Raw genomic sequence first — 22,512 nt, forward strand, 5'->3', positions numbered from 1 at the left:
ATCGATACGTCCGCATCGGTTGAGAAATGCTTAAACGCGGACGGGAATCACGACCCTTGCGTCGCGGTGGTGACACGGGCGCGGATGTTGCCCCACATCAATTGCGTGGTGTCGGCGAACTGCGACAGCGCGACGAAGCTCGCCAGCGCGATCAGCGCCAGGAGAAAGCCATATTCGATCGCACTCGCGCCACGCCGCGAACGCGCGAGCGTACCCGCAAAATGGGCGAACCGTCGCAGTCGGGGACAGCGTCTCGTCATGGTTCGGGAGAATAAACAGTGAGCCTTAATGATTTGGGCACCTTGAACACGTCACCCGACCGCCCCCCGCTGCTCGTCGTTGCCGCCGCGCTTATCGATGCTGACGGGCGGGTTTTGATGCAGCGACGCCCACCCGGGAAGGCACATGCCGGTCTGTGGGAATTTCCCGGGGGCAAAGTTGATGCGGGAGAGACCCCGGATCAGGCGCTCATCCGCGAACTCGACGAAGAACTCGGTCTCAGCGTGCACGCGGACGACCTCGCGCCATGTACGTTCGCGACCGACCAGCAGGGTTCGCGCACCATCATCCTGTTGCTGTTCACCTGCTGCGTCTGGCGTGGCGAACCCATCGCTCGCGCCGCGGATGCCATGTGCTGGAACGTACCCACCGAATTGCGGCGCCTACCCATGCCGCCCCTGGATGTTCCCTTACTCGAACATCTGGTCGCGTATCCACGGCGCTGATGCCCGCCTCGGGCCCATATCAGGCGCTGGCGACGATCGTCGCGCGCTGGCGCTCCATCACGCTCGCGACGGCCTCTGCCAGTTGCGTGCGGGTAAATGGCTTTCCAAGCACGGGGTAGATGCCCGCCTCCGTCGCGGTGAACTCGGCGTAGCCGCTCACGATCAATACCGGCATCGACGGCGCGCCCTGGTGAATGCGACGTACCAATTGCGTGCCCAGCATCCCCGGCATCAACTGGTCGGTCACGACGAGGTCGATCACGTGATCGCGCGCGAGTTGTTCGAGTGCCTCCTCACCCGAACATGCGACCGTCACGTGATGTCCCAGGTGGCCGAGCATCGCCGCGGTATTGTCGCGAACCAGCGCGTCGTCCTCGACCAGCAGAACGCGATGCGATTGCGTAGTCCGCTGGTCGCCGGTCGCAGACACGGTCACATGTATCTTACTGCGACCTCGCACGGTAGCCGGCAGCAGCAGGTCGACCGTCGTTCCCGCGCCGGGCTCGCTGCGGATTAGCAGCCCGCCGCCCGATTGCGCGGCAAGGCCGTGCACCATCGACAGCCCCAGGCCGGTGCCCTTGCCCGCGGGCTTGGTGGTGAAAAACGGGTCGGTGGCGCGCGCCAGCGTTGCGGCGTCCATGCCGTGTCCGCGATCGGTCATCGACACGCGCACGTAGCTGCCCGCGGGCAGATTGGCGCGGTTGCCCGGGGCGAGATGCTCGGTCGCGCCCTCGATCCGCAGTTCCCCGCCATCCGGCATCGCGTCACGCGCGTTCACCGCGAGATTGAGCAACGCGAGTTCCAGTTGATGCGCATCGACGTGCGCCGGCGGCATCATGACCGGAAACTCGGTCGTGATCGTCATGGCAGGGCCGAGCGAACGGCGCAGCAGGTCGTCCATGCCCTGAACCAATATCGGCACGTCGACCGCGCGGGGGCGGAGATCCTGTTTCCGGGCGAAGGCGAGCAGGCGCTGCGTCAGCGCCGCGCCGCGCTGCGCCCCCTGCATCGCACCGTCGAGAAAGCGTGCGGCCTTCTCGTCGAGCGTTCGGTTACGCAATAAGTCTAGGTTGCCGATGATGACCGCGAGCAGATTGTTGAAATCGTGCGCGACACCGCCGGTCAAATGCCCGAGGAGTTCGCTCTTCTGCGCCTGTCGCAGCGCTTCCTCGGCCTCGCGTCGCGCGGTGACGTCGGTCAAACCGCCGAGGACGTGGAGGAAATTGCCGCGGCCATCGCGCTCTACGCGCGCCGACACGATCACGTCGCGTACGCTGCCATTGTGGGTGATCGCGCGGTAGCTACGCTCCTCCAGCACGTCCTTCGCCATCAGGATCGGCCAGTCGCGCGCGGCGAAGGCTTGTGCGTCGTCGGTTGCCAGAAACTCAGCCAGCCGGTGCCCGATCACCGCGTCACGAGACAGCCCGAACAGATCGAGCCAGTTGTTGCTCACCTGCTCGACGCGGGCGTCCTGATCGAGCGAGAACAGCGGCAGCGGGGTGCGCAGGTAAAGCGCGCGGAAGCGTTCCTCGCTCTCGCGCAAGGCTTCGGCTTCACGCAACGCCGCCGCCGCCAGTCGCCGGTCGACATTCGCGGCGACGAGCGACAGCAGCAGGATCACGAACGCCGCCGCCGCAACCGCGAGAGCAAGCGCGGTCTGACCCAGGCTCGCGTGGTCCGGCGCCATCGACGCGCCTACCGGAGTGAATTGCGCGGCACGCATCCCGGCGAAGTGCATCCCGGCGATCGCCGACCCCATCGCGAGTGCGGCGCCCGCGCGAAGCAGCCGGTTCGCGTTGCGCCCCGCTAGCCAGAGAGCCACCGTCGCCGCGCCGATCGCGATGAAGATCGAGGCGCTCAGCCACAAACGATCGTAGCGGATCGTCGCGGGCATCTGCATCGCCGCCATGCCGATATAATGCATGCTGACGACGCCGAGCCCCATCAACAGCCCCGCCGGCAGCAATTGCCGCCACATCACCTCGCCGCCCGATACCAGCGCGAACGCCACCCCCGTCGAGCCGACCGCGACCACCACCGACAGCAGCGTCAGGCCAAGGCTGTAATGCACCTCCATGCCCGGCATATTAAAAGCCAGCATCGCCACGAAATGCATCGCCCAGATCCCGCCACCCATTGCGAGCGCGGCGGTGCACAACCACACCGATCGCGCCCAGCCATGCGACGCGCGCATCCGCCCGGCGAGATCGAGCGCCGAATAGGAGGCGAAGATCGCAATCGCGATCGACAGCAGCACCAATGTCGCATCATGGGTGCCAGCGCCGGCCAATCGCGTCCTCCTTTTGTCTCCCGCCCTGATTATGCGGCCGCTCCGAGAAAGAAAAGGCCGTCCCAGGGTGATTACCGGTCATTTACGTAGACTTGTGTCCATAGTGGATCGATCTGCTATCGCTGGTGTCGCCCCACCTGAACCGAGCCGGGAATCTGCTTCGTGACAGACCGCCCCTCGGCAGCTAATCGCCCCCCGTGGGCTCGATCCGCCGTCTCGTCGCGCAACGCTACATTGCGACCCTGGTCTGTGCGGCGGCTTTGTTGGTGAGATTACTCATCCCCGGCGGCTACATGGTGAGCGAGGGGTCCGGTTGGCCAACGATCGTGCTTTGTCCGCAAGCCGGCCCGGCACCGCTCGACTCGCACGCCAGTGCCCCCGTCATCACGGCTCATGGTGACAGGCAGGACATGATGCAGCAGGCACACACCGGCGACCACATCATGTCGGCTAAGCACGGCAGGACGAATGGGCACGGCAAGGCCGAAATGCCATGCGTGTTCACTGCGCTATCGGCCGCAGTGCTGGCGGCGACCGATCCGATCCTGCTCGCCGCGCTGATCGCGTTCATCGTCGCTACCGCGTTCGCCGGGATCCTGTTGCCGCGTCTGGCCGAGCCGGCGCGAATACGCCCGCCGTTGAGAGGCCCGCCAGCCGTCCTTTGACCCGATCGATGCCGCGCGACAACGCGGTGCCGTCCCGCCATCGCAGCGTGGCGAGCTTCGGCTCGCCCGGTGGTGAAAGGTATCCCATGTTCCATTATTTCTTCCCCATTGGTGCGCGCCAAATGGTCGCGCGTCGTGACGGAGCAAATCACGTCATTCTCATGAAGGCTGCCAACCGGTGGGTTAGCCGCGCGACGCTTAACCCCTCTATGATTGCCGTCGCGTCGATGCTTCAGCCGATCATTAAAACGGTTTTGTCGGGAGGGTCGGCCCATAGGCGCAATTTGATCGGCACGAAGATGTCGTTGTGGATTATGCTGGCGGTGCAAGAGCATGATCCCCTCAATCGATTGCTTGATCATCGGCAGGCTTGTGGAGCTGAAAGCGTGTTCATCGGCGCGTCGCGATCTTCGACGCGCTCGCCGGCGTGGCGACTGCGCGGGGCGGCATCATGACCCGCAATCACCGCGTCGCTGCGTTCCACCGCACCATATGGCGCTGGCATTTCTGGGCCGGGCTGATCGTCGCGCCGTTTCTGCTCATGCTGAGCGCGACGGGTGCGATCTACCTGTTCAACGACGAACTGAACGACCTGATCTACCCCGACCTGCGCCTAGTCCAGCCGCATGTCGGCGAGGTGCCCGTCTCGCGGATGATCGCCGCGGCGCTGGCGGCGCATCCCGGTGCGGTGTCGCGCGTCGACCTGCCGGCAACGGCGACGCGCGCGGCGGTGATCTACGTCGCGCCGCAAACCGGCGCGCCGCTGCGGATCCACGTCGATCCCGGCAGCGGACGTGTACTCGGCAGCTTGGTGTACGAGCGCACGTTGGTCGGCATCGCTGACGAGTTGCATGGGTCGCTGATGATCGGGACAATGGGCGACCGGCTGGTCGAGCTGGCGGCGTGCTGGGCGCTTGTGCTGATCGTCACCGGTACGATCCTGTGGTGGCCGCGAGGCACCGGGCGCAGCCGTTGGCGCGGGGCGGGGGTGTTCTGGCCGCGGTTCGACCTGCGTGGTCGCCGTTTCTGGCGATCGCTGCACGGCCCTGTCGGCGTGTGGAGCGCAGCGCTGATCGGGTTTCTTATCATGACCGGTCTGCCCTGGTCGGGGGTCAGCGGCGATCTACTCCAGCGCGCCAGTGCTGCGGCGGGGGTAGGGTATCCGCCGTCGTTCCGCACGCACAATGCACCCCGCAGCACGACGATGCAGAGAAGGCTCGGCCGTGTGCCCTGGACGCTCGAACGCGCGCCGATGCCGCATTCGGCGCCGCCCGCGGATAACGGCGCGCATATCGGGCATGCCGGACACGCCTTGCCTGCGCCCGTGGCGGATGAGGCGGCGATCACCGGGGTCGACCGCGTTATCGATCTGCTCGCTGCGCGGGGGCTGGTGCGCGGCTATTGGCTCTACCTGCCGAGCGGGCCCGAGGGGGTGTACACGGCGGTAACCTATCCCGACCGGCCGCAGGGGCAGCGGACGATCTACGTCGATCGATACAGCCTGCGCCAGATCGGACCCGAGGTACGCTTCGCCGATTACGGCATCGTCCAACGCGCCGTCGAGCTCGGGGTGCAGCTTCACATGGGCAACTATTTCGGGCGCGCGAACCAGTTGCTGATGCTGCTGCCCTGCATTGCGATCTGGGTGCTGACGATCAGCGGAGTGGCGATGTGGTGGAAACGCCGGCCGCGCGGCGCGTTCGGCGCGCCGCCGCTAATGTCGGGCGCGCGGGCGCGTGGTCTGATCGGGGCGCTGATCGTTGGCGGTATCGTCCTGCCGCTGTTCGGTGCGTCGTTGCTGATGATCGCGGCACTGGATTTCTCGACCAATCGACTGCGGCGTACACGCTGGCCAATCCGTGTCTGATCGGCGCAGCGGAACCGCGGTCGTTGCTGGCGCGCTCACGCCGGCACGGGAGAGCATGGATTTGTTGATGCAGGCAGCTGAAGGGCAGACGGCGTCACTCGTCGAGCGCGTGCGCGACGTCGCGCGCGCCTGGGACTGCGCCAATGGTGACGAAGCATTTCCAACGGACCGGCTCCGGACGCTGATCGACCTCGGCGCGACGAGGGCGTTCGTCGCGCTGAACGACGATCGCGCCGTCGGTGAATTGCTGACGGTGTTGCGCGAGATAGGGCGCGCGGACCTGAGTCTCGGCCGCGTCTTCGAGGGCCACGTCAACGCGGCGCAACTTGTTCACGCTTACGGGACGCCGGCGCAGCACGAGGCATTGCAGCGTAACGTGGACGAGGGGCGCGTGATGGGCGTGTGGAATACTGAGCCTGCGCCGGGGATGCGGCTCGAGCCGGCAGGCGCGGGACACTATCACCTGGTCGGGGCAAAGAGCTTCGCGACCGGCGCGGGGCATGTCGACGCCGCGCTTATCACCGCGCTGCTGCCGGATGGCGGGAAACAGATGATCCTCACCGACTTGGCTGACGCGAGGGCACGGGTCGACAACAGCGGGTGGCAGGTCCGCGGAATGCGGGGCACGCAGAGCGGGACGCTTGATTTCACGGGCATGACCGTGAGCGATGACGCATTGATCGGTCGACCGGGTGATTACGAGCGCGAGCCGCGCTTCTCGGGCGGCGCGTGGCGCTTCACCGCGGTACAATTGGGTGCGGTCGAAGCGTTGCTACGTCATTGGCGCAATCATCTGGTCAGCACCGGCAAGGCCAATGATCCGATCCAGCGTGCGCGGATCGCCGCGGCGATTGTTGCGACGCGCTCGGCCGCTAATTGGGTCACGCAAGCTGCGCATCTTGCCGAACGCGGCGCCGCGGCGGCGATCGCGCATGTGCTGATGACGCGTGGGGTAGTTGAGGATGCTGGACTGCTCGTGATGGAGGGCGCCGCGCGCGCGGTCGGCACCGCAGCCTTCTTTACCGCCAGCCGGATCGACCGCATCACCCGTGATCTCGGGCTCTACCTGCGTCAGCCCGTACCCGACCAGGCGCGCGACCGCGCGGCGGCGGCGTGGATCGAGGCGGATTGCTGGGGTGACGATCCGTGGTGGTGATGCCCGGACATGCGCATTGGCGCCACGCCCTGCTCCGCGCCCGATCACTGACGATGACGGAGGCGGCGCGGGAGGGCTGGCTGGTGATCGCGCCGCATCCCGACGACGAGGCGCTGGGCGCGGGCGGGCTGATCGCCGGACTAGCGCAGGCGCGTGCCCGATTGAGCATCGCGTTTCTGACCGACGGCGCGGGCAGCCATATCGGTGCACCGGGGTGGAGTGCGCGACGCGTGGCTGCCTTGCGAGCGCGCGAGGCGCGGGCGTCGTTACGCATGCTTGGTTTTACGAAGTCACCGCTCTTGCTCGGTTGGGCGGATGCGGCACCCCATCACCGACGCTCGCGCGCTTTCGAACAAACTGTCGATCGGCTAGTCGCTCTGTGCCGGCGCGAGCGATTGCGACGCGTGGTCACGACCTGGGCAGCGGACCCGCACTGCGATCATCAGGCTGCGGCAGCGGTGGCGCGCGCGGTCGCGCGGCGGATCGGAACCGTCCCGTTGTTCTATTGCGTGTGGGGCTGGACGAGTGATGACCTTGCCGGCGCGATCGCTTCCGTCCGCCCGATCGCGATCGCGTCGCAGGGGCGCCGCGGGACGGAGCGACGCGCGCTCGAATGCCACCGCAGTCAGTTGGGTGGTCGGATCATCGGCACGCGCGAACGCTTCGTGCTGCCGCGCGCGATGCGGCGGCTGGCCGACCGGCGCATTACCCTGTTGCTGGAGGAACGCCATGCGGCGTGAGCAGACGATCACTCCCGACTGGTTCGAGAACCTGTTTCGCGAGCAGGGTGATCCGTGGTCCTTCGAGACGAGCGCGTACGAAGCCGCGAAATACGACCATACCCTCGGCAGCCTTTCCCGCGAGCGCTACGATCTAGCGCTCGAAGTCGGGTGCGCGAACGGTGTGCTGACGCAGCGGCTGGCCGATCGATGCGCTGGTCTGATCGCGGTCGATGTCTCGGGAACCGCGCTCGCTGCCGCTCGCGCGCGTTGCGCCGACCATCCGCAGGTCCGGTTCGAGCGGCGGCAGCTACCTGGCGACGCGCCCGACGCGCTGTTCGATCTGGTCGTGCTGTCGGAGGTGATCTATTACTGGGACCGCCATGATCTGGCGCGGGCGGCCAATTACCTACGCGCGCACGTGCGACCCGGCGGTGAGATCATGTTGGTACACTGGATCGGCGAAACCGATTACCCGCTCTCAGGCGACGATGCGGTCGAGGGGCTGCGATCCCTGCTCGGTGACGCCGTCACGGTGACGCTCTCCGAGCGGCGCGAGCAATACCGGCTCGATCGCTGGCGCCGCACCTGACCGGCGCGCGCGGATCATCGCGCCAGCCTGCGCGATCGCCGCGGGCAGCGTGTCGAAGCTGAGCTGGTCGCCAACGCACGCACGGTCGGGATCGAGCGCGGCGGGAAAAGCGTAGGTCTCGTGCAATCGCTCGTCCGGCGCTTGCGTAATCCAGCGCGCGAACGCGTCGGCCATCCCGCCGGGTGCGCGTCCGTCGATGCGACTTGAGGTGAACACCCGCACGTCGAGGGGATGGCGGACGATCCCACCGCGTGCGCGCACCGCGGCGAATAGCGCACGGTCCTCGGCTAGGGCGGGCGTCGGTGCGCCGCCGATCGCGCGGTAGGTTGCCAGCCGCAATCCGATGCTCGCGCCGCCTTCGTAATAGTGTCGGGGCCAGGGGTCTTGCGCCGCCGGCTCGGCGTTCGCGCGCAGCCAGTCGAGTGCGGTATAATAGCGGCCAAGTAGATTCAGCCGCCGCATCGGCTCCGCCCCGAGCATCCGGCGATCCCCGCGTCGCGTCAGCGCGCGACCCGCCACCGCATCGGCGCCGGCGTCCAGATGCGCGACGGCGCGCACGATCCAGTCGGGAGCGACGCAGGTGTCCGCGTCCGTCGACATGAGAATATCGGCCCCCTCGACGAGCTTCGCTGCAGCCGCATCAAACGCGATCCGTCGCGCCCAACCGGCATGGGCGAACGGCGGAAGTAGCGATACCGCGCAGGACATTAGCGTCGCGTGGCGGAGCATGGTGCGCGCGAGCACCTCCGCGGTTCCATCAACGCAATTGTTCGCGACCACCACAATCGTCACGCCGACGCCGTACCGCGCGGCGGCAGCGTCGAGCGCGTCGAGGCACGCGGGCAGATCGTCGGCCTCGTTCTTCGCGGGTAGCGCCACTGCGACGCGCGCTCGGCGGTCGGTCATGCGTCGACGGGCTTCATCGATCGCTAGCGTATATCGAACCCGGCACAACGACAATCAACGTGGATCAAGGCGGCGGAGGCGCGTCTCAAACTTGTCCCGGCGTGACCTGCTTGCCATAGCGCAGCGCTCCTCCAGCAGACGGCGCCTGCCCATGTCCTCACCTCTGGCCGTCGGGCTCGATTTCGGCACCACCAACAGCGTCGTTGCTGTCAGTGACGGCGCGGGCCAGGCGCGGCTGCTGACGCTCGACCCGACGGCGGACAGCGCCGTCTTCCGTTCGGCTCTATGCTTCTGGCAGGATGAGGACGCGCACGGCGGACTGAATGTCGAGGCGGGGCCCGACGCGATCCACGAATATCTCGACTTCCCCGACGGCAGTCGCTTCCTGCAATCTTTCAAGTCGGTTGCCGCGAGCGCGTCGTTCGATACCGCGCCAGTCTTCGCGAAACGCTTCCGGTTCGAGGAATTGGGCCAAATATTCCTCGATCGGCTGGCCCACCGCGCGGACGGCGTGCTCGATCGGCCGCATCGTCTCGTGGTCGGGCGTCCGGTCCGCTACGCCGGCGCGCGCCCCGACCCCGCGGTTGCGCGCCAACGCTACGACGCGATGTTCGCCGGACGCGCCGGTGAGGTCCACTACGTCTACGAACCGCTTGCTGCGGCGTTCAGCTATGCCGCGGAGGCGACCGAGCCCGCGACCCTGCTCGTCGCCGATTTCGGCGGCGGAACCAGCGACTTTTCGGTCGTGCGGGTTGAGCGCCCGGGCGCCCACCAGCGGTGCGTCCCGCTGGGCCACGCCGGCGTCGGCATCGCCGGCGACCGGTTCGATTACCGCATCGTCGATCGCCTCGTCCTGCCGATGCTGGGGAAGGGTGGCAGCTATCGCTCGTTCGATAAGGTGCTGGAGATACCGGGGGGCTATTTCGCCGATTTCGGTGACTGGTCGAAACTCGCGCTGATGCGCAACCGGCGGACGCTCGCCGAGCTCGAGCGGTTGCAGCGCAGCGCGGTCGATCCCGACGCGATCGGGCGAATGATCGCATTGATCGAGCACGAACTGGGATTTCAACTGTACGACGCGGTCGCGCGATTAAAGCGGACATTGTCGTCGCGAGAAGAGGCCGAATTTCGCTTCGCAGGTGGCGGACTGGACATCGCGACCGCGGTTTCGCGCGAGGCTTTCGAGACGTGGATCGCCGAGGATGTGGCGCGCATGGCCGCCGCGGTCGACGAGGCACTGGTCGATGCGGGCGTGTCGACGGGTGCGATCGACCGCGTGTTCCTGACCGGCGGCACCTCGCTCGTCCCGGCGGTCCGCCGACTGTTCGAGGAGCGGTTCGGCGCGGAGCGGATCGTATCGGGGGGCGAACTCACCTCGATCGCGCACGGACTGGCGCTGATCGCGCAGGCCGACGATATCTCCGGCTGGACCGCCTGACGGCACCGGGAGGTCTGGAGGCCCGACCGGGAATCGAACCCGGGTGCAAGGATTTGCAGTCCTCTGCGTCACCACTCCGCCATCGGGCCTCGACGTCGGGAGGCGCGCCAATGCGCAGCGCACGCCCCGGTGTCAAGTCTTCTGCTTCGCAGGAGTATCGTCGGGCGGAAGTGTTGGCGAGCGGCGCGGCGTCCGATACATAGCGTGGCAGAAGAAGTGTGTTGTCTTACTATGACAGCTATGGCACAGGAACCGCAATGACCGCGACGACGCTCCATTCCGACCAGTTCGAGACCATGCGCATGGCGATGGTGGCCAGCCAGCTGCGCCCCAGCGGCGTCACCGATCCGCGCGTGATCGCCGTGATGGCCGAAACCCCGCGTGAGCGTTTCGTGCCCGCGGGCATGGAAGATCTCGCCTATCGCGATTCGACGATCAATTTGGGTGAAGGGCGCCGCGCGAACACCCCGCTGGCAACCGCGCGACTGCTCGTCGAGGCGCGGCTGCGCCCGAGCGATCGCGTGCTGCTGATCGGTGCGGCGATGGGCTACACTGCCGCGGTCCTGTCGCAGATCGTCGCCGAGGTCGTCGCGGTGGAGAGCACACCCGCGCTCGCCGCGGCTGCGCGCGCCAATCTCGCCGCCTTCTCCAACGTGACCGTCGTCGAGGGCGCGTTGGAAAAGGGTCATGCCGAAGGCGCACCCTACGACGTGCTGGTGATCGACGGTGCGGTCGAGCAGGCGCCGTCGACGCTCTACACCCAGCTCGTCGAGCGGGGCCGCGTGGTGACCGGGCTCAACGATCGCGGCGTGTCGCGCCTCGCCGCGGGCGCGCGCGACGCCGACGTGATCGGTTTGCTGCCTTTCGCCGACTACGACAGCGTCCCGCTGCCAGGTTTTGCCAAACCCCGTTCCTTCACCTTCTGAGGATTTCCTTCTTGCGCGCTTCCTTTCTCCTGCTGGGATCGATCCTCGCCGGCACCTGCGTCGCGTCCGCGTCGGCGGAGACGTTGCAGGAAGCGCTGTGGAAGGCTTACCAGACCAACCCGACGCTGACCGGGCAGCGCGCGGGGCAGCGCGCCGCGGATCAGAACGTGCCGCTCGCACGCGCGGCAGGGCGGCCGACCGTTGCGACCTCCGGCGGGCTGAACGAGAATTTCATCCGCGGCGGCAACAGCTTCACCTCGCCCGAACGGTCGCTCAACGGCACGATCGGCGTGACGGTGCCACTGTACCAGGGTGGTGCGGTGCGAAACTCGGTGCGCGCGGCCGAGATCCGCGTCGAGGCGGGGCAGTCGTCGCTGCGCCAGACCGAGGCGCAGCTCTTCACCGCGGTAGTCGGTGCGTACAACAATGTCCTGCGCGACGAGGCGATCGTCGGACTCAATGCGCAGAACGTCCGCGTGCTGGAAACCAACCTGCGCGCCAGCCGCGACCGGTTCGAGGTCGGCGACCTGACGCGCACCGACGTCGCGCAGTCGGAAGCGCGGCTCAGCCTCGCGCGCGCGCAGCTGCAGTCGGCGCAGGCGAACCTAATCACCAGCCGTGAAAGCTACGTCAGTCTGGTCGGCGACGCGCCCGGCACGCTCGCACCGCCGCCGCTGCTGCCGCATCTTCCGACAACCCCGGATGCCGCGGTCGAGGTGGCGTTGCAGGACAATCCGCAATTGCTCGCGGCGCGGCGGACGCGCGACGCGACCGATTACGACATCAAGGTCGCGCGCGCGAGCCGACTGCCGCAGGTCGGCGTGACCGTGGGCCAGAATTACTCGAACTTCCTCGGTACGCTCGGCGCGGGGCAGGGATATCAGGGGACCCAGTCGGGTACCTCTACCGCGGCGGGCCTGTCGCTCAATCTGCCGTTGTTTCAGGCTGGGCGCCCCGCGGCGCTGATCCGCCAGGCACAGGAGCTCCGTTCGCAGGCGATCGAGCAGGCGACGCTCGCCGAGCGGCAGGTGATCGCGCAGACGCGATCGGCCTATGCGGTGTGGCGCTCATCGCAGGAGGTGATCGCTTCGGCCGAGGCCGCCGTCGCCGCCAACAAGCTGAGCCTGGAGGGCGTGCGCGCGGAAAACAGTGTCGGCACGCGCACGATCCTCGACATCTTGAACGCCGAGCAGGAACTACTCAACAGTCAGGTGACGCTCGTGACCGCGCGGCGTGACGCCTACGTGGCGGGCTTCGCGCTGCTCGCCGCGATGGGCGAGGCGGAGGCGCGCGATCTCGGGCTTGAGGGCGGTCCGCTCTACGATCCAACGGTCAATTACGCGCGCTACCGCGGTAGCCTGTCGGACTTCGACACCAGCATCCCGACCTCCACACAGGCATCGTCGACCAAGACCGTGCCGGCGCAGAACGCGGTCGTCACGCGTCCGCTCGATCCGATGTTGCAGAGCAATGTTGACAGAAGCGCGCCATTAACGACAGGTGCGGAGACGCGGCGCCCCTGACGGGGCCGAAGGTGGGGCAACGGGGTAACGATGGGCGACATGAGCGCGGAGCCGTCGATGGAGGACATCCTTTCCTCCATCAAGCGCATCATCGCGGAAGAGGGCGACACCGGCACGCCGCGGCATCGCCGCAACGGTCAGGGACGCGCCACGCCGCTGCCGATGAGCCGCGACGACGAGGATGAGGACGAGGTGCTCGAGTTGAGCGACCCGATCTCGCCGCCGACACCGCCACTCGTGCCGCCGTCTCAGCCCGTCCACGAACCCCGCGTCGCCGCGGCGCCCGCCCAGCGCACGCAGGCACCGGTATCGCACACGCCCGGGAAAGACCATGATGCCCCCGGCGCCCACGTATCCGCCGCGACGGTGGAGGCGACGCGCGGTGCGCTCGACTCGCTTTCGCGTCTGCTGGTGAAGCCCGAGCCCGAAAGCGACGGGACGCTCGAGGGGCTCGTCCGCGAAATGCTGCGCCCGATGGTGTCGTCGTGGCTCGATCGCAACCTCCCCGCGATCGTCGAGCAACTGGTCGCGCGCGAGATCGCGAAGATCACCGCGGGACAGCAGTAAAGCGCGGCCGCGCACGCGATTGTTTCGCGCGCGACGATCTGCTTAATCGCGCGCATGAAGAGGATCATCGTAGCGACTCTGTTCGCCACCACCGCCGCCCTGTCACTCGGCGCCGCGCCAGCTGCGGCACGCCAGCTAACGATCAACGACCTGACAAGCTTGTCGCGCGTCGGCGCACCGACGATGTCGAAGGACGGGCGCTGGCTCGTCTGGGCGCAGCGCGAGGCGGACGTCGCCGCCGATCGGGGCCATTACGATCTCTGGCGGCTGGACCTGACGCGTGCAGGTGCGGTGCCGGAAAAGCTTGCCGCCGACGCGAAGCTCGATGAGAACGACCCGCAGATCGTCGGCTCGACCGTCTATTTCACCGCCGACGACGCGATCTGGTCGGTACCGGTGACGGGCGGCACGCCGCGCCGGCTGACCAACTTCAAGGGTGGCTTCAACGGCTACAAGATCGCGCCGACCGGCGATCGCCTCGTCGTCTGGGCCGATCGCAGGCCCGGCGCGCCCAGCCTCGAGCCCGCGGCGGAGAAGAAGGACGCGCTCGCCGGATCGGGTCGCACCTACGATCAACTGTTCGTGCGCCACTGGGACACCTGGGCCGACGGCACGCGCTCGCAACTGTTCGTCCTGCCACTGACGAGCGCCGGCGCCCCCGGCAACGGCGTTGCGATCGAGGGTGCGCTGGTCGGTGACGCGCCATCGAAGCCGTTCGGCGGCGCCGAGGAAGTGAGCTGGAGCGCAGACGGGCGCACCGTCTATTTCGCGCTGCGCGAGGCAGGGCGGATCGAGCCTCTGTCGACCAACCTCGACATCTTCTCCGCGCCCGCCGACGGCTCCGCCGCGCCGACCAACCTGACCGCGGCGAACAAGGCGACCGACACGCAGCCGAGCGTCTCGCCCGACGGGCGCAAGCTCGCCTATCTCGCGATGCGCCGCCCGGGGTTCGAGGCCGACCGTTACGTGCTGACGATCCGCGATCTGGCGAGCGGACAGACGGTATCGCTGACCGAGCGCTGGGATCGCTCGATCGGCTCGATCGCCTGGGCACCTGATTCGCGCAGCCTCTACGTCACCGCCGAGGACACGCAGGAGAACCCGCTGTGGCGTGTCGACGCCGCCAGCGGGCAGGTGACGCGGCTGACGCAGACCGGCAATGTCTCGGGCGTCGCGGTCGGGCCGCGCGGGGTGGTCGTGTCGATGAACAGTCTGACCGCGCCCGACGATTTCTACCGCGTCGCCGGCGGTGAGCCGCAGCGACTGACGCAGGTCAACGCCGCGCGCCTCGCCGGCATCGACATGCCGAGCGTCGACCGCTTCAGCTTCAAGGGCGCGAACAACGACACCGTCTGGGGCTACGCGGTCAAGCCGTACGGTAGCACGGGTAAGGTGCCGATCGCTTTCATGGTCCACGGCGGCCCGCAAGGGTCGAGCAACAACAGCTGGTCGTATCGCTGGAACCCGGCGGTGTTCGCGGGCGCGGGGTATGGACTGGTCGCGGTCGATTTCCACGGTTCGACCGGCTACGGCCAGGCGTTCACCGACGCGATCAGCAACAACTGGGGCGGCTGGCCGCTCGAGGATCTGCAAAAGGGACTGGCAGCGGCGACCGTGAAATATCCGTGGCTCGACGCGGACAACGCCTGCGCGCTCGGCGCATCGTATGGCGGGTACATGATGAACTGGATCGAGGGGCGCTGGCCCGATCGGTTCAAGTGCATCGTTCAGCACGACGGCGTCTTCGACGCGCGCGCGATGGCGTACGAAACCGAAGAGCTCTGGTTCGACGAGTGGGAGCATGGGCAGAAAGCCTATTACGAGGACCCGCAGGCGTTCGAGCGCTGGAACCCCGTCAACTACGTCGCCAAGTGGAAGACCCCGCAGCTCGTCATCACCGGCGAGAAGGACTTCCGCATCCCCTACACGCAGGGCATTGCCGCCTTCACCGCACTCCAGCGCCGCGGCATCCCGTCGCGGCTGCTGGTGTTCCCGAACGAGAATCACTGGGTGCTGAAGCCCAAGAACTCGCGGCAATGGTACGGCGAGGTGCTCGGCTGGATGGACCGCTGGACCAGGCGCGGCGATCAACGCTGAGCCTGCGCAACTGAAACGTGACTTCGGCGGGGTCGGTTGGCTAAGGGCAGGCGCATGAGCGAACTTCCCCAGAACACGTTGGCGAAAACCTTCGACCCCGCCGCGATCGAGACCCGCTGGTACAACCATTGGGAAGAAAAGGGGCTGTTCCGCCCCGACCGGCCGAATGCCGAGCCGTGGACGATCGTCAACCCGCCGCCCAACGTGACCGGCTCGCTCCACATCGGCCACGCGCTCGACAACACGCTGCAGGACATCCTCGCCCGCCACGCACGGCTGAAGGGCAAGGACGCGCTCTGGGTGGTCGGCACCGACCATGCGGGCATTGCGACGCAGATGGTGGTCGAGCGGCAGATGAACGCCGCAGGTGAGAAGCGCACCAACCTGTCGCGGGAACAGTTCGTCGAGCGCGTCTGGAACTGGAAGGCGGAGAGCGGCGGCGAGATCACGCGGCAGCTGCGCCGGCTGGGCTGCTCGATGGATTGGGCCAACGAGCGCTTCACGATGGACGAGGGCTTCTCGAAGGCCGTGCTCAAGGTCTTCGTCGAGCTCCACCGCGAGGGGCTGCTGTACCGCGACAAGCGGCTGGTGAACTGGGACCCGGGTCTCGGCACCGCGATCAGCGACCTCGAGGTCGAAACGCGCGAGACGCAGAGCAAGTTCTGGCACCTGCGCTACCCGCTCGAGGACGGGATGGGGTTCATCTCGGTCGCGACGACGCGGCCCGAGACGATGCTCGCCGACATGGCGGTCGCGGTTCACCCCGACGATGAGCGTTACCGCGACAAGATCGGCAAGTACGTCCGCCTGCCGATCACCGGCCGCACGATCCCGATCATCGCCGACGAACACGCCGACCCTGCACTGGGCTCGGGCGCGGTGAAGATTACGCCCGGTCACGACTTCAACGACTTCGAGGTCGGGCGCCGCGCAGGCATCGAGGCGCGCGACATGCTCAACATGCTCGATGCGCAGGCCCGGATCACGCAGACCGCCGACGGCCTCGTCCCCGATTACCTGCTCGGGATGGACCGGTTCGAGGCGCGCCGCGAGATCGTCGAGGCGTTGCAGGCCCAGGAGTATCTGGAGCGCGTCGAGGATCGCGTGATCCAGACCCCCTATGGTGATCGCTCGGGTCAGGTGATCGAGCCGTGGCTGACCGACCAATGGTACGTCGACGCGAAGACGCTGGCGCAGCCGGCGATCGAGGCGGTGCGATCGGGCAAGATCAAGATTGTGCCGAAGACGTGGGAGAAGACCTTCTTCAACTGGATGGAGAACATCCAGCCGTGGTGCGTCTCGCGCCAATTGTGGTGGGGCCACCGCATCCCCGCGTGGTTCGCAGAGGACGGTCACGTCTACGTCGCCGAAACGCAGGAGGAAGCGCAGGCACAGGCGGGCGAGGGCGTCGAATTGCGTCAGGACGAGGACGTGCTCGACACGTGGTTCTCGTCCGCACTGTGGCCGTTCGCGACGCTCGGCTGGCCCGAGAGCGAGGATCGCACGCTCGCCGGCCGTTATCCCAACGACGTGCTGATCTCGGGCTTCGACATCCTGTTTTTCTGGGATGCGCGCATGATGATGCAGGGGATGCACTTCATGGGCGACGTGCCGTTCCGCACGCTCTACCTCCACGGCCTCGTCCGCGCGGCCGACGGCGCGAAGATGTCGAAGTCGAAGGGCAATACGGTCGATCCCTTGGGGCTGATCGACAGATACGGCGCCGACGCGTTGCGCTTCTTTATGGCGGCGATGGAGAGCCAAGGCCGCGACATCAAGATGGATGAGAAACGCGTCGAGGGGTATCGTAACTTCGCGACCAAGCTGTGGAACGCCAGTCGCTTCGCACAAGCAAACGGCATCGGCGGCTCGGCCACGCTCGACCCGCCGGTTGCAACCAACGCGGTCAACAAGTGGATCATCGCGGAGGCAATCGCGACCGTGCAGGCGGTCGATCTCGCACTTGCCGACTATCGCTTCGACGCGGCGGCGAACGCGATCTATCAGTTCACGTGGAGCCGCTTTTGCGACTGGTACCTTGAGCTCATCAAGGGCGCGATCGACGATGAGACCAGAGCGGTCGCGGGCTGGGTGCTCGATCAGATCCTTGTGCTGCTCCACCCGTTCATGCCGTTCATCACCGAGGAACTGTGGCACGCGCTGGCACCCCGCGAGCACGATCTGATTGTCGCGCATTGGCCGATGGCGGACGCGCGCGCGCTCGATCCCGCCGCAGGCGCGCAGGTGTCGGGTCTGATCGAGCTGATCGAGGCGGTGCGGGCCGCCCGCGCCGAGCTGAACGTGCCGCCGGGCGCGCGGATCGCGCTTCACACCGGCGCGAGCGCGATCCCGGCCGAGATCGTGCCGTACGTCGAGCGGCTCGCGCGCGTCACCGTGACCGCGGGCGAGGCCGAAGGCGCGCGCGCGCCGATCCTGTGGGGTGCCGACACCTTCGCACTCGCGCTCGAAGGCGTGATCGACCTTGGGGCCGAGCGTCAACGCCTGACTAAGTCGCTTGCCGCCGCGCAAAAGGAGCGCGATGCGCTCGCCGGGCGGCTCGGCAATCCGAGTTTCGTCGAGCGCGCGAAGCCCGAGGCGGTGGAAAAGGCCAAGGCCGACCACGCGGAGAAATCCGCCGACGCCGATCGCTTCGCCGCCGCGCTCGCACGGCTTGGCTGACCGGGGCGGCGGGACGGCGCGAACGCGCCGCCGGGCCGGCGACCGCGTCAGGGAATGATGCGGTAGGTCACGCGCGCGATCGCCTGCGTCTCGATCGGGTGCGGCGCGACGGTCACGTCGATCGGGGGCGGCGGTGGCGGTGGTGGTGGCGGCGCGGGTGCGGCGATCATCGCTCCCGTGACCATGATCTCGTCGGGGGTGTCGTCCCGCCCGGTGTCCGAGGCGTAGAGCAGATCGCCGAGTTTCACCTTCGTACCCTGCGCGATCGCTTCGGCGCGGGTGCGCGCGTCCGCCAGTGCGGCGGCCATCGCGCGCCGCTGCGCGCCGCGCGGATCGGCGATGAGGTACGACGACACACGCGGATCGCGTGCGCCCAGCCGGCCGATCAGCCCGGTGATCGTGCCGACCTTCGCAACGTCGCTGGTGCGCAGTTCCAGCGACAGATCGGCGACATAGCCGATGATCGCGCACAGCCCTGCGTCGAGCTGCGGCGGGCCGTAGCTGTTCGCGGTGCATTCGCTGCGGCGGACCGCGCGGATCGATACGTTGCCGCCTTTCGCGGCCGCACTGGTCAGCGAACGGATGCCGCCGTCGACCGCCGAACGCGTCGCGTTGAGCTGCGTCAGCGCTGCGTCCGAAGTCGGGCCCTCGCCGTGGATCGTCCAACTCACCACCGCGAGGTCTGGCGGCGTGAACGCGCTGCCGTTCCCCGTCACGCTGATCTGCGGGGTCGGCGCGGCGTCGCCCGTGCCTCCCTGCACCAGTAACATCATCGCCAGCCATGACGCGGTGAATGGCATCTCATCTCCCCTTCGGCACGCATGCTAGCCCAAGCCGTGTGACGGTTCCAAGCGTCGCGCCCGCAGCTTGTAAGCGTTCGCGCGCAGCGTCGGCGGAACGGATCGGCGCGACGGGGGTAGGGCAGCGACATGGACGAAGCCTCCCCGCCCGCGACGCACGGACCCCAGCGCGACCTGACGCGCGGACCCATCGGCAAGACGCTGCTCGCCTTCGCGCTGCCGACGCTCGGATCGAACGTTCTGCAATCGCTTAATGGGTCGATCAACACGATCTGGGTCGGCCGCTTCCTCGGCGAAAACGCGCTCGCCGCGACAAGCAATGCCAACATCATCATGTTCCTGATGTTCGGCATGGTGTTCGGCTTCGGCATGGCGGCGACGATCATCGTTGGTCAGGCATGGGGTCGGCGCGACCACGATGCGGCGAAGCGCGCGTTCGGCTCCGCGATCGGGCTGGTGCTTGCAGGATCGATTGTGACAGGCGCACTCGGCTGGATCTTCGCGCCGCAGATCCTGACGCTGCTGGCGACGCCGGGCGATGCTTACGGCGAGGCGCTTGCCTATCTGCGCGTCATCTTTCTCGGACTGCCCGCTTCGATGTTGCTGGTGCTGATGTTCATGGGTCTGCGCGGAATCGGCGATTCGCTGACGCCGCTGTGGTTCATGGGGCTGTCGGTGGTGCTTGATGCCGGGCTGAACCCGGTCTTCATTCTTGGACTAGGCCCAGCACCCGAGCTCGGCATCGCGGGCTCCGCGACGGCGACGCTGATCGCCAATGTCGTCGCCTGCGGAGTGCTGGTGATCTATATCTATGCGCGCGAGATGCCGCTGCGGCTGGTCGGGGCACAGCTTCGCTACATCTTGCCCGAGCGCGACCTCGTAGGCACGATCGTCGGCAAGGGGCTGCCGATCGGCGCGCAGATGCTCGTGATTTCCAGCGCGGGCCTGGCCATGGTTGGGCTGGTTAACCGCAACGGTGTCGATACCACGGCGGCCTACGGCATCACCCAGCAACTGTGGACCTATATTCAAATGCCCGCGATGGCGATCGGCGCGGCGGTCAGCGCGATGGCGGCGCAGAACATCGGCGCCGGACGCTGGGACCGAGTTGGTGCTATCACGCGTAGCGGCATCATCTACAATCTTGCGATCACCGGCGCGATCATCGTGGTCGCGCTGCTGTTCGATCGGCCGCTGCTCTCATTGTTCGTGCCCGATCAGTCGGCCGTGCTCAGCATAGCGGAGCACGTGAACCTCGTCTCGACCTGGGGCTTCGTGCTGTTCGGCGCGACCATGGTGCTATTCGGTGTCGTGCGCGCGAACGGAGCGGTGTGGGGGCCACTCGCGATCCTGTTCATCGCGATGTTCCCGGTCCGGCTCGGGGTCGCGCTGGCGCTGCGGCCAACGATGGGCGCGGACGCCTTGTGGTGGAGCTTCCCGCTGGGATCGGCCACGACGGTGCTGCTCGCCGCGCTTTACTACCGCCACGGGGGCTGGCGAAAGGGAGCACTGCTGGCACCCGAGCACCATTGCGATGAGCGCAGCCACGCTGACGTCGAAGCCGGCGGCAGCATGCGCCCTACAAGCTAGCGCGGCACCATCACTTCGATCACCCCGGCGGCGATCCGCGCCGTGACCGGCGTATGCGCTAGCACCTCGCCGTCGATCGAGATCGGCATTCCCGTCGGCACGGTGTCGATGCGGATGCTCGTACCCCGAAACGACGTGGTATGCTCGCGCCGCGCGTCATGTCCGACGAACGAGGCTGCCCAGTTTTTGACGAGGTTGCGCTTGAATGGTCCTTTGACCGCCTGGACGACGATCTCGCCCGAATCGATTTCGGCGCCCTCGACCACATCGGTGCCGCCGTGGAAGGGCCCGTTCGAGATCCGCACCTCGACCGCCTTGATCCGCGCCGCGTCAGGACCGTCACCAACCACGAGCGTGAACGAGTGAAAGCGGAAGAACCGTAGCACTGCCCAGCTGAGATAGCCGACCCGACCCGCGACCTTCTTGAGCAGGTGCGGGACGCTTTCCGCAATTTGCGGGCTGATCCCCATCGCGGCGCAATTGGCGTAATAATCGCCGTCGATCATGCCCAGGTCGATCCGGCGCGGCGTGCCTTCGGACAGCACGCGCACCGCGCCCGCGATGTCGAGCGGGAGGCCGAGCGAGCGCGCGAAGCTGTTCGCGGTGCCGAGCGGCAGGACGCCCAGGATCACGTTCTTCCCCACGAGCATGTCGACCAGGCCGCTGATCGTCCCGTCACCGCCGCCAAGGATGACGAGATCGGGCTTCTTCGCCAGCGCCTTCTCGACCGTCCGCTCGAGGTCGGACGGGTCCTCGACCGCGTGCGCGTCGACCGGGAAGGGCAGGCCGCGCATCTGCTCGCACGCTTGCGCGAACAATTTCTGCCCGCGTCGCGATTTCGCGTTCACGATCAGGGCGGCCGTCGCGATGCGTGGGTGTGTCATACGCCTAGAACGCTCCAATGCGGCTTGCGCTACCGTAGCGTCCGAGCGAGGTCAAATACTTGCGCTGCGCTGCCGCGTGGCCGACATTACCGCGCATGCACGCACCCTATCCCGCGTTACGCCTGCGCCGCACGCGCGCTTCCGCCTGGAGCCGCCGTCTTCACGCGGAGAACGTCCTGACTGCGGCCGACCTGATCTGGCCGCTGTTCGTGACCGAGGGCGAGGGCGTCGAGGAGCCGATCACGACGCTGCCCGGCGTCTCGCGCTGGTCGGTCGATCAGGTCGTCGCCCGCGCGCGGGAGGCGCGTGATCTCGGCATCACCTGTCTCGCGCTTTTCCCCAACACGCAGAAGGAGCGCCGCAGCGATGACGGCGCCGAGGCCCTCAACCCCGACAATCTGATGTGCCGCGCAATCCGCGCGATCAAGCAGGCGGTGCCCGACATCGGCATTCTGACCGACGTCGCGCTCGATCCCTATACCGCGCACGGTCACGACGGGATCGTCGACGATGCCGGATACGTGCTCAACGACCGCACGATCGAGGTGCTGATCGGGCAGTCGCTCAACCAGGCGGCGGCGGGTGCGGACATCATCGCCCCCTCCGACATGATGGATGGGCGCGTCGGGCTGATACGCGAGGCGCTGGAGCGCGACGGACACGTCAACGTCCAGATCATGGCCTATGCCGCCAAATACGCCTCCGCCTTCTACGGACCATTCCGCGACGCGGTCGGCAGCCGTGGATTGCTGAAGGGCGACAAGACGACCTACCAGATGGACCCCGCCAACCGCGAGGAAGCACTGCGCGAGGTCGCACTCGATCTCGCCGAAGGTGCCGACAGCGTGATGGTCAAGCCGGGGCTGCCCTATCTCGACATCGTGCGCGAGGTGAAGGACGCGTTCGCGGTGCCCGTCTTCGCATATCAGGTGTCGGGCGAATATGCGATGATCGAGGCCGCGGTGGCGGCAGGGGCGGCTGATCGCGACGCGATGGTGCTGGAAACGCTGCTCGCGTTCAAGCGCGCGGGGTGCTCGGGCGTGCTCACCTATCACGCGCTCCACGCGGCGCGGCTGCTGTCGCGCTGA

Annotated in this window: 20 protein-coding genes and 1 tRNA gene; 15 read left to right on the forward strand and 6 right to left on the reverse strand. The window is 67.3% G+C overall.

Annotated elements, in window-relative coordinates; all coding sequences use genetic code 11:
- Positions 1 to 47: 47 nt before the first annotated feature.
- Positions 48 to 260 carry a Flp family type IVb pilin gene (locus KZ810_RS07705; protein ID WP_258044645.1) on the reverse strand — a complete coding sequence of 71 codons (213 nt, stop codon included), beginning with the start codon at positions 258 to 260 and terminating at the stop codon, positions 48 to 50.
- A gap of 18 nt (positions 261 to 278) precedes the next feature.
- On the opposite strand from KZ810_RS07705, the gene KZ810_RS07710 reads away from it, so the two are divergent.
- Positions 279 to 725, forward strand: coding sequence for a (deoxy)nucleoside triphosphate pyrophosphohydrolase (locus tag KZ810_RS07710; protein ID WP_308461513.1), 447 nt, complete (start codon positions 279 to 281; stop codon positions 723 to 725).
- 19 nt (positions 726 to 744) lie between these two features.
- Here the strand turns inward: KZ810_RS07710 and KZ810_RS07715 are convergent, their stop codons facing one another.
- Positions 745 to 3,015: an MHYT domain-containing protein gene (locus KZ810_RS07715; RefSeq protein WP_219768447.1), complete on the reverse strand. Its 2,271-nt coding sequence runs from the start codon at positions 3,013 to 3,015 to the stop codon at positions 745 to 747.
- Positions 3,016 to 3,212: 197 nt separating this feature from the next.
- Between KZ810_RS07715 and KZ810_RS07720 the strand changes: the two genes are divergently transcribed.
- The 6 genes from KZ810_RS07720 (at position 3,213) to KZ810_RS07745 (ending at position 8,014) form a co-directional block, all read left to right on the forward strand.
- Entirely contained in the window at positions 3,213 to 3,680 is a 468-nt protein-coding gene (locus KZ810_RS07720) for a hypothetical protein (RefSeq protein ID WP_219768448.1), read from the forward strand.
- 86 nt (positions 3,681 to 3,766) lie between these two features.
- Entirely contained in the window at positions 3,767 to 4,135 is a 369-nt protein-coding gene (locus KZ810_RS07725) for a hypothetical protein (RefSeq protein ID WP_219768449.1), read from the forward strand.
- Positions 4,132 to 5,547 carry a PepSY-associated TM helix domain-containing protein gene (locus KZ810_RS07730; RefSeq protein WP_219768450.1) on the forward strand — a complete coding sequence of 472 codons (1,416 nt, stop codon included), beginning with the start codon at positions 4,132 to 4,134 and terminating at the stop codon, positions 5,545 to 5,547. The genes KZ810_RS07725 and KZ810_RS07730 overlap by 4 nt, the downstream gene beginning before the upstream one ends.
- Before the next feature lie 67 nt (positions 5,548 to 5,614).
- Positions 5,615 to 6,703 (forward strand): acyl-CoA dehydrogenase family protein, encoded by a 1,089-nt coding sequence (locus KZ810_RS07735; RefSeq protein WP_219768451.1) that lies wholly within the window; start codon positions 5,615 to 5,617, stop codon positions 6,701 to 6,703.
- A gap of 53 nt (positions 6,704 to 6,756) precedes the next feature.
- Entirely contained in the window at positions 6,757 to 7,443 is a 687-nt protein-coding gene (locus KZ810_RS07740; RefSeq protein WP_219768452.1) for a PIG-L deacetylase family protein, read from the forward strand.
- The gene (locus tag KZ810_RS07745; protein WP_219768453.1) at positions 7,433 to 8,014 is read left to right on the forward strand and encodes a class I SAM-dependent methyltransferase; all 582 of its coding nucleotides are present in this window, start codon (positions 7,433 to 7,435) and stop codon (positions 8,012 to 8,014) included. The genes KZ810_RS07740 and KZ810_RS07745 overlap by 11 nt, the downstream gene beginning before the upstream one ends.
- Here the strand turns inward: KZ810_RS07745 and KZ810_RS07750 are convergent.
- A complete protein-coding gene (locus KZ810_RS07750; protein WP_219768454.1) occupies positions 7,904 to 8,920 on the reverse strand; it encodes a glycosyltransferase family 2 protein in 1,017 nt (338 codons plus the stop codon). The two genes, KZ810_RS07745 and KZ810_RS07750, sit on opposite strands and share 111 nt — an antisense overlap.
- A gap of 151 nt (positions 8,921 to 9,071) precedes the next feature.
- Here KZ810_RS07750 and KZ810_RS07755 point away from each other — a divergent pair, with 151 nt between their 5' ends.
- Positions 9,072 to 10,358 carry an Hsp70 family protein gene (locus KZ810_RS07755; RefSeq protein ID WP_219768455.1) on the forward strand — a complete coding sequence of 429 codons (1,287 nt, stop codon included), beginning with the start codon at positions 9,072 to 9,074 and terminating at the stop codon, positions 10,356 to 10,358.
- Positions 10,359 to 10,373: 15 nt separating this feature from the next.
- On the opposite strand, the gene KZ810_RS07760 is transcribed toward KZ810_RS07755, so the two are convergent.
- A tRNA-Cys gene (locus tag KZ810_RS07760) sits at positions 10,374 to 10,447 on the reverse strand.
- A 168-nt stretch (positions 10,448 to 10,615) separates the two neighbouring features.
- Here KZ810_RS07760 and KZ810_RS07765 point away from each other — a divergent pair.
- From KZ810_RS07765 to KZ810_RS07785, 5 genes are read left to right on the forward strand one after another with little or no spacing between them, the layout of a single operon-like run.
- On the forward strand, positions 10,616 to 11,284 hold the full coding sequence (locus KZ810_RS07765) for a protein-L-isoaspartate O-methyltransferase family protein (protein ID WP_219768456.1): 669 nt from the start codon (positions 10,616 to 10,618) through the stop codon (positions 11,282 to 11,284).
- Between the two features lie 11 nt (positions 11,285 to 11,295).
- Positions 11,296 to 12,807, forward strand: coding sequence for a TolC family outer membrane protein (locus tag KZ810_RS07770; protein ID WP_219768457.1), 1,512 nt, complete (start codon positions 11,296 to 11,298; stop codon positions 12,805 to 12,807).
- 30 nt (positions 12,808 to 12,837) lie between these two features.
- Complete coding sequence (locus tag KZ810_RS07775) at positions 12,838 to 13,374, forward strand: DUF2497 domain-containing protein (RefSeq protein ID WP_219768458.1); 537 nt, start codon at positions 12,838 to 12,840, stop codon at positions 13,372 to 13,374.
- Positions 13,375 to 13,428: 54 nt separating this feature from the next.
- A complete protein-coding gene (locus tag KZ810_RS07780) occupies positions 13,429 to 15,471 on the forward strand; it encodes a S9 family peptidase (RefSeq protein ID WP_219768459.1) in 2,043 nt (680 codons plus the stop codon).
- Between the two features lie 54 nt (positions 15,472 to 15,525).
- Entirely contained in the window at positions 15,526 to 18,150 is a 2,625-nt protein-coding gene (locus tag KZ810_RS07785) for a valine--tRNA ligase (RefSeq protein ID WP_219768460.1), read from the forward strand.
- A 47-nt stretch (positions 18,151 to 18,197) separates the two neighbouring features.
- Here the strand turns inward: KZ810_RS07785 and KZ810_RS07790 are convergent, their stop codons facing one another.
- Positions 18,198 to 18,950 carry an SIMPL domain-containing protein gene (locus KZ810_RS07790; protein ID WP_219768461.1) on the reverse strand — a complete coding sequence of 251 codons (753 nt, stop codon included), beginning with the start codon at positions 18,948 to 18,950 and terminating at the stop codon, positions 18,198 to 18,200.
- A 129-nt stretch (positions 18,951 to 19,079) separates the two neighbouring features.
- Between KZ810_RS07790 and KZ810_RS07795 the strand changes: the two genes are divergently transcribed.
- Entirely contained in the window at positions 19,080 to 20,540 is a 1,461-nt protein-coding gene (locus tag KZ810_RS07795; RefSeq protein ID WP_219768462.1) for an MATE family efflux transporter, read from the forward strand.
- Here KZ810_RS07795 and KZ810_RS07800 read toward each other — a convergent pair.
- Positions 20,537 to 21,424, reverse strand: a complete 888-nt coding sequence (locus KZ810_RS07800) for a diacylglycerol/lipid kinase family protein (RefSeq protein ID WP_219768463.1) — start codon at positions 21,422 to 21,424, stop codon at positions 20,537 to 20,539. The two genes, KZ810_RS07795 and KZ810_RS07800, sit on opposite strands and share 4 nt — an antisense overlap.
- Before the next feature lie 95 nt (positions 21,425 to 21,519).
- Between KZ810_RS07800 and hemB the strand changes: the two genes are divergently transcribed.
- Positions 21,520 to 22,512: a porphobilinogen synthase gene (gene hemB / locus KZ810_RS07805; RefSeq protein WP_219768464.1), complete on the forward strand. Its 993-nt coding sequence runs from the start codon at positions 21,520 to 21,522 to the stop codon at positions 22,510 to 22,512.

It is taken from the genome of Sphingomonas citricola (assembly GCF_019429535.1).
GTDB lineage: Bacteria > Pseudomonadota > Alphaproteobacteria > Sphingomonadales > Sphingomonadaceae > Sphingomonas > Sphingomonas citricola.

Excerpts from the sequence above, each read along its gene's own strand:
- KZ810_RS07705 (WP_258044645.1), bottom strand. The coding sequence starts at position 260 with ATGACGAGACGCTGTCCCCGACTGCGACGGTTCGCCCATTTTGCGGGT.
- KZ810_RS07725 (WP_219768449.1), top strand. The coding sequence starts at position 3,767 with ATGTTCCATTATTTCTTCCCCATTGGTGCGCGCCAAATGGTCGCGCGT.
- KZ810_RS07730 (WP_219768450.1), top strand. The coding sequence starts at position 4,132 with ATGACCCGCAATCACCGCGTCGCTGCGTTCCACCGCACCATATGGCGC.
- KZ810_RS07735 (WP_219768451.1), top strand. The coding sequence starts at position 5,615 with ATGCAGGCAGCTGAAGGGCAGACGGCGTCACTCGTCGAGCGCGTGCGC.
- KZ810_RS07740 (WP_219768452.1), top strand. The coding sequence starts at position 6,757 with ATGACGGAGGCGGCGCGGGAGGGCTGGCTGGTGATCGCGCCGCATCCC.
- KZ810_RS07745 (WP_219768453.1), top strand. The coding sequence starts at position 7,433 with ATGCGGCGTGAGCAGACGATCACTCCCGACTGGTTCGAGAACCTGTTT.
- KZ810_RS07750 (WP_219768454.1), bottom strand. The coding sequence starts at position 8,920 with ATGACCGACCGCCGAGCGCGCGTCGCAGTGGCGCTACCCGCGAAGAAC.
- KZ810_RS07755 (WP_219768455.1), top strand. The coding sequence starts at position 9,072 with ATGTCCTCACCTCTGGCCGTCGGGCTCGATTTCGGCACCACCAACAGC.
- KZ810_RS07765 (WP_219768456.1), top strand. The coding sequence starts at position 10,616 with ATGACCGCGACGACGCTCCATTCCGACCAGTTCGAGACCATGCGCATG.
- KZ810_RS07775 (WP_219768458.1), top strand. The coding sequence starts at position 12,838 with ATGGGCGACATGAGCGCGGAGCCGTCGATGGAGGACATCCTTTCCTCC.
- KZ810_RS07780 (WP_219768459.1), top strand. The coding sequence starts at position 13,429 with ATGAAGAGGATCATCGTAGCGACTCTGTTCGCCACCACCGCCGCCCTG.
- KZ810_RS07785 (WP_219768460.1), top strand. The coding sequence starts at position 15,526 with ATGAGCGAACTTCCCCAGAACACGTTGGCGAAAACCTTCGACCCCGCC.
- KZ810_RS07790 (WP_219768461.1), bottom strand. The coding sequence starts at position 18,950 with ATGCCATTCACCGCGTCATGGCTGGCGATGATGTTACTGGTGCAGGGA.
- KZ810_RS07795 (WP_219768462.1), top strand. The coding sequence starts at position 19,080 with ATGGACGAAGCCTCCCCGCCCGCGACGCACGGACCCCAGCGCGACCTG.
- KZ810_RS07800 (WP_219768463.1), bottom strand. The coding sequence starts at position 21,424 with ATGACACACCCACGCATCGCGACGGCCGCCCTGATCGTGAACGCGAAA.
- hemB (WP_219768464.1), top strand. The coding sequence starts at position 21,520 with ATGCACGCACCCTATCCCGCGTTACGCCTGCGCCGCACGCGCGCTTCC.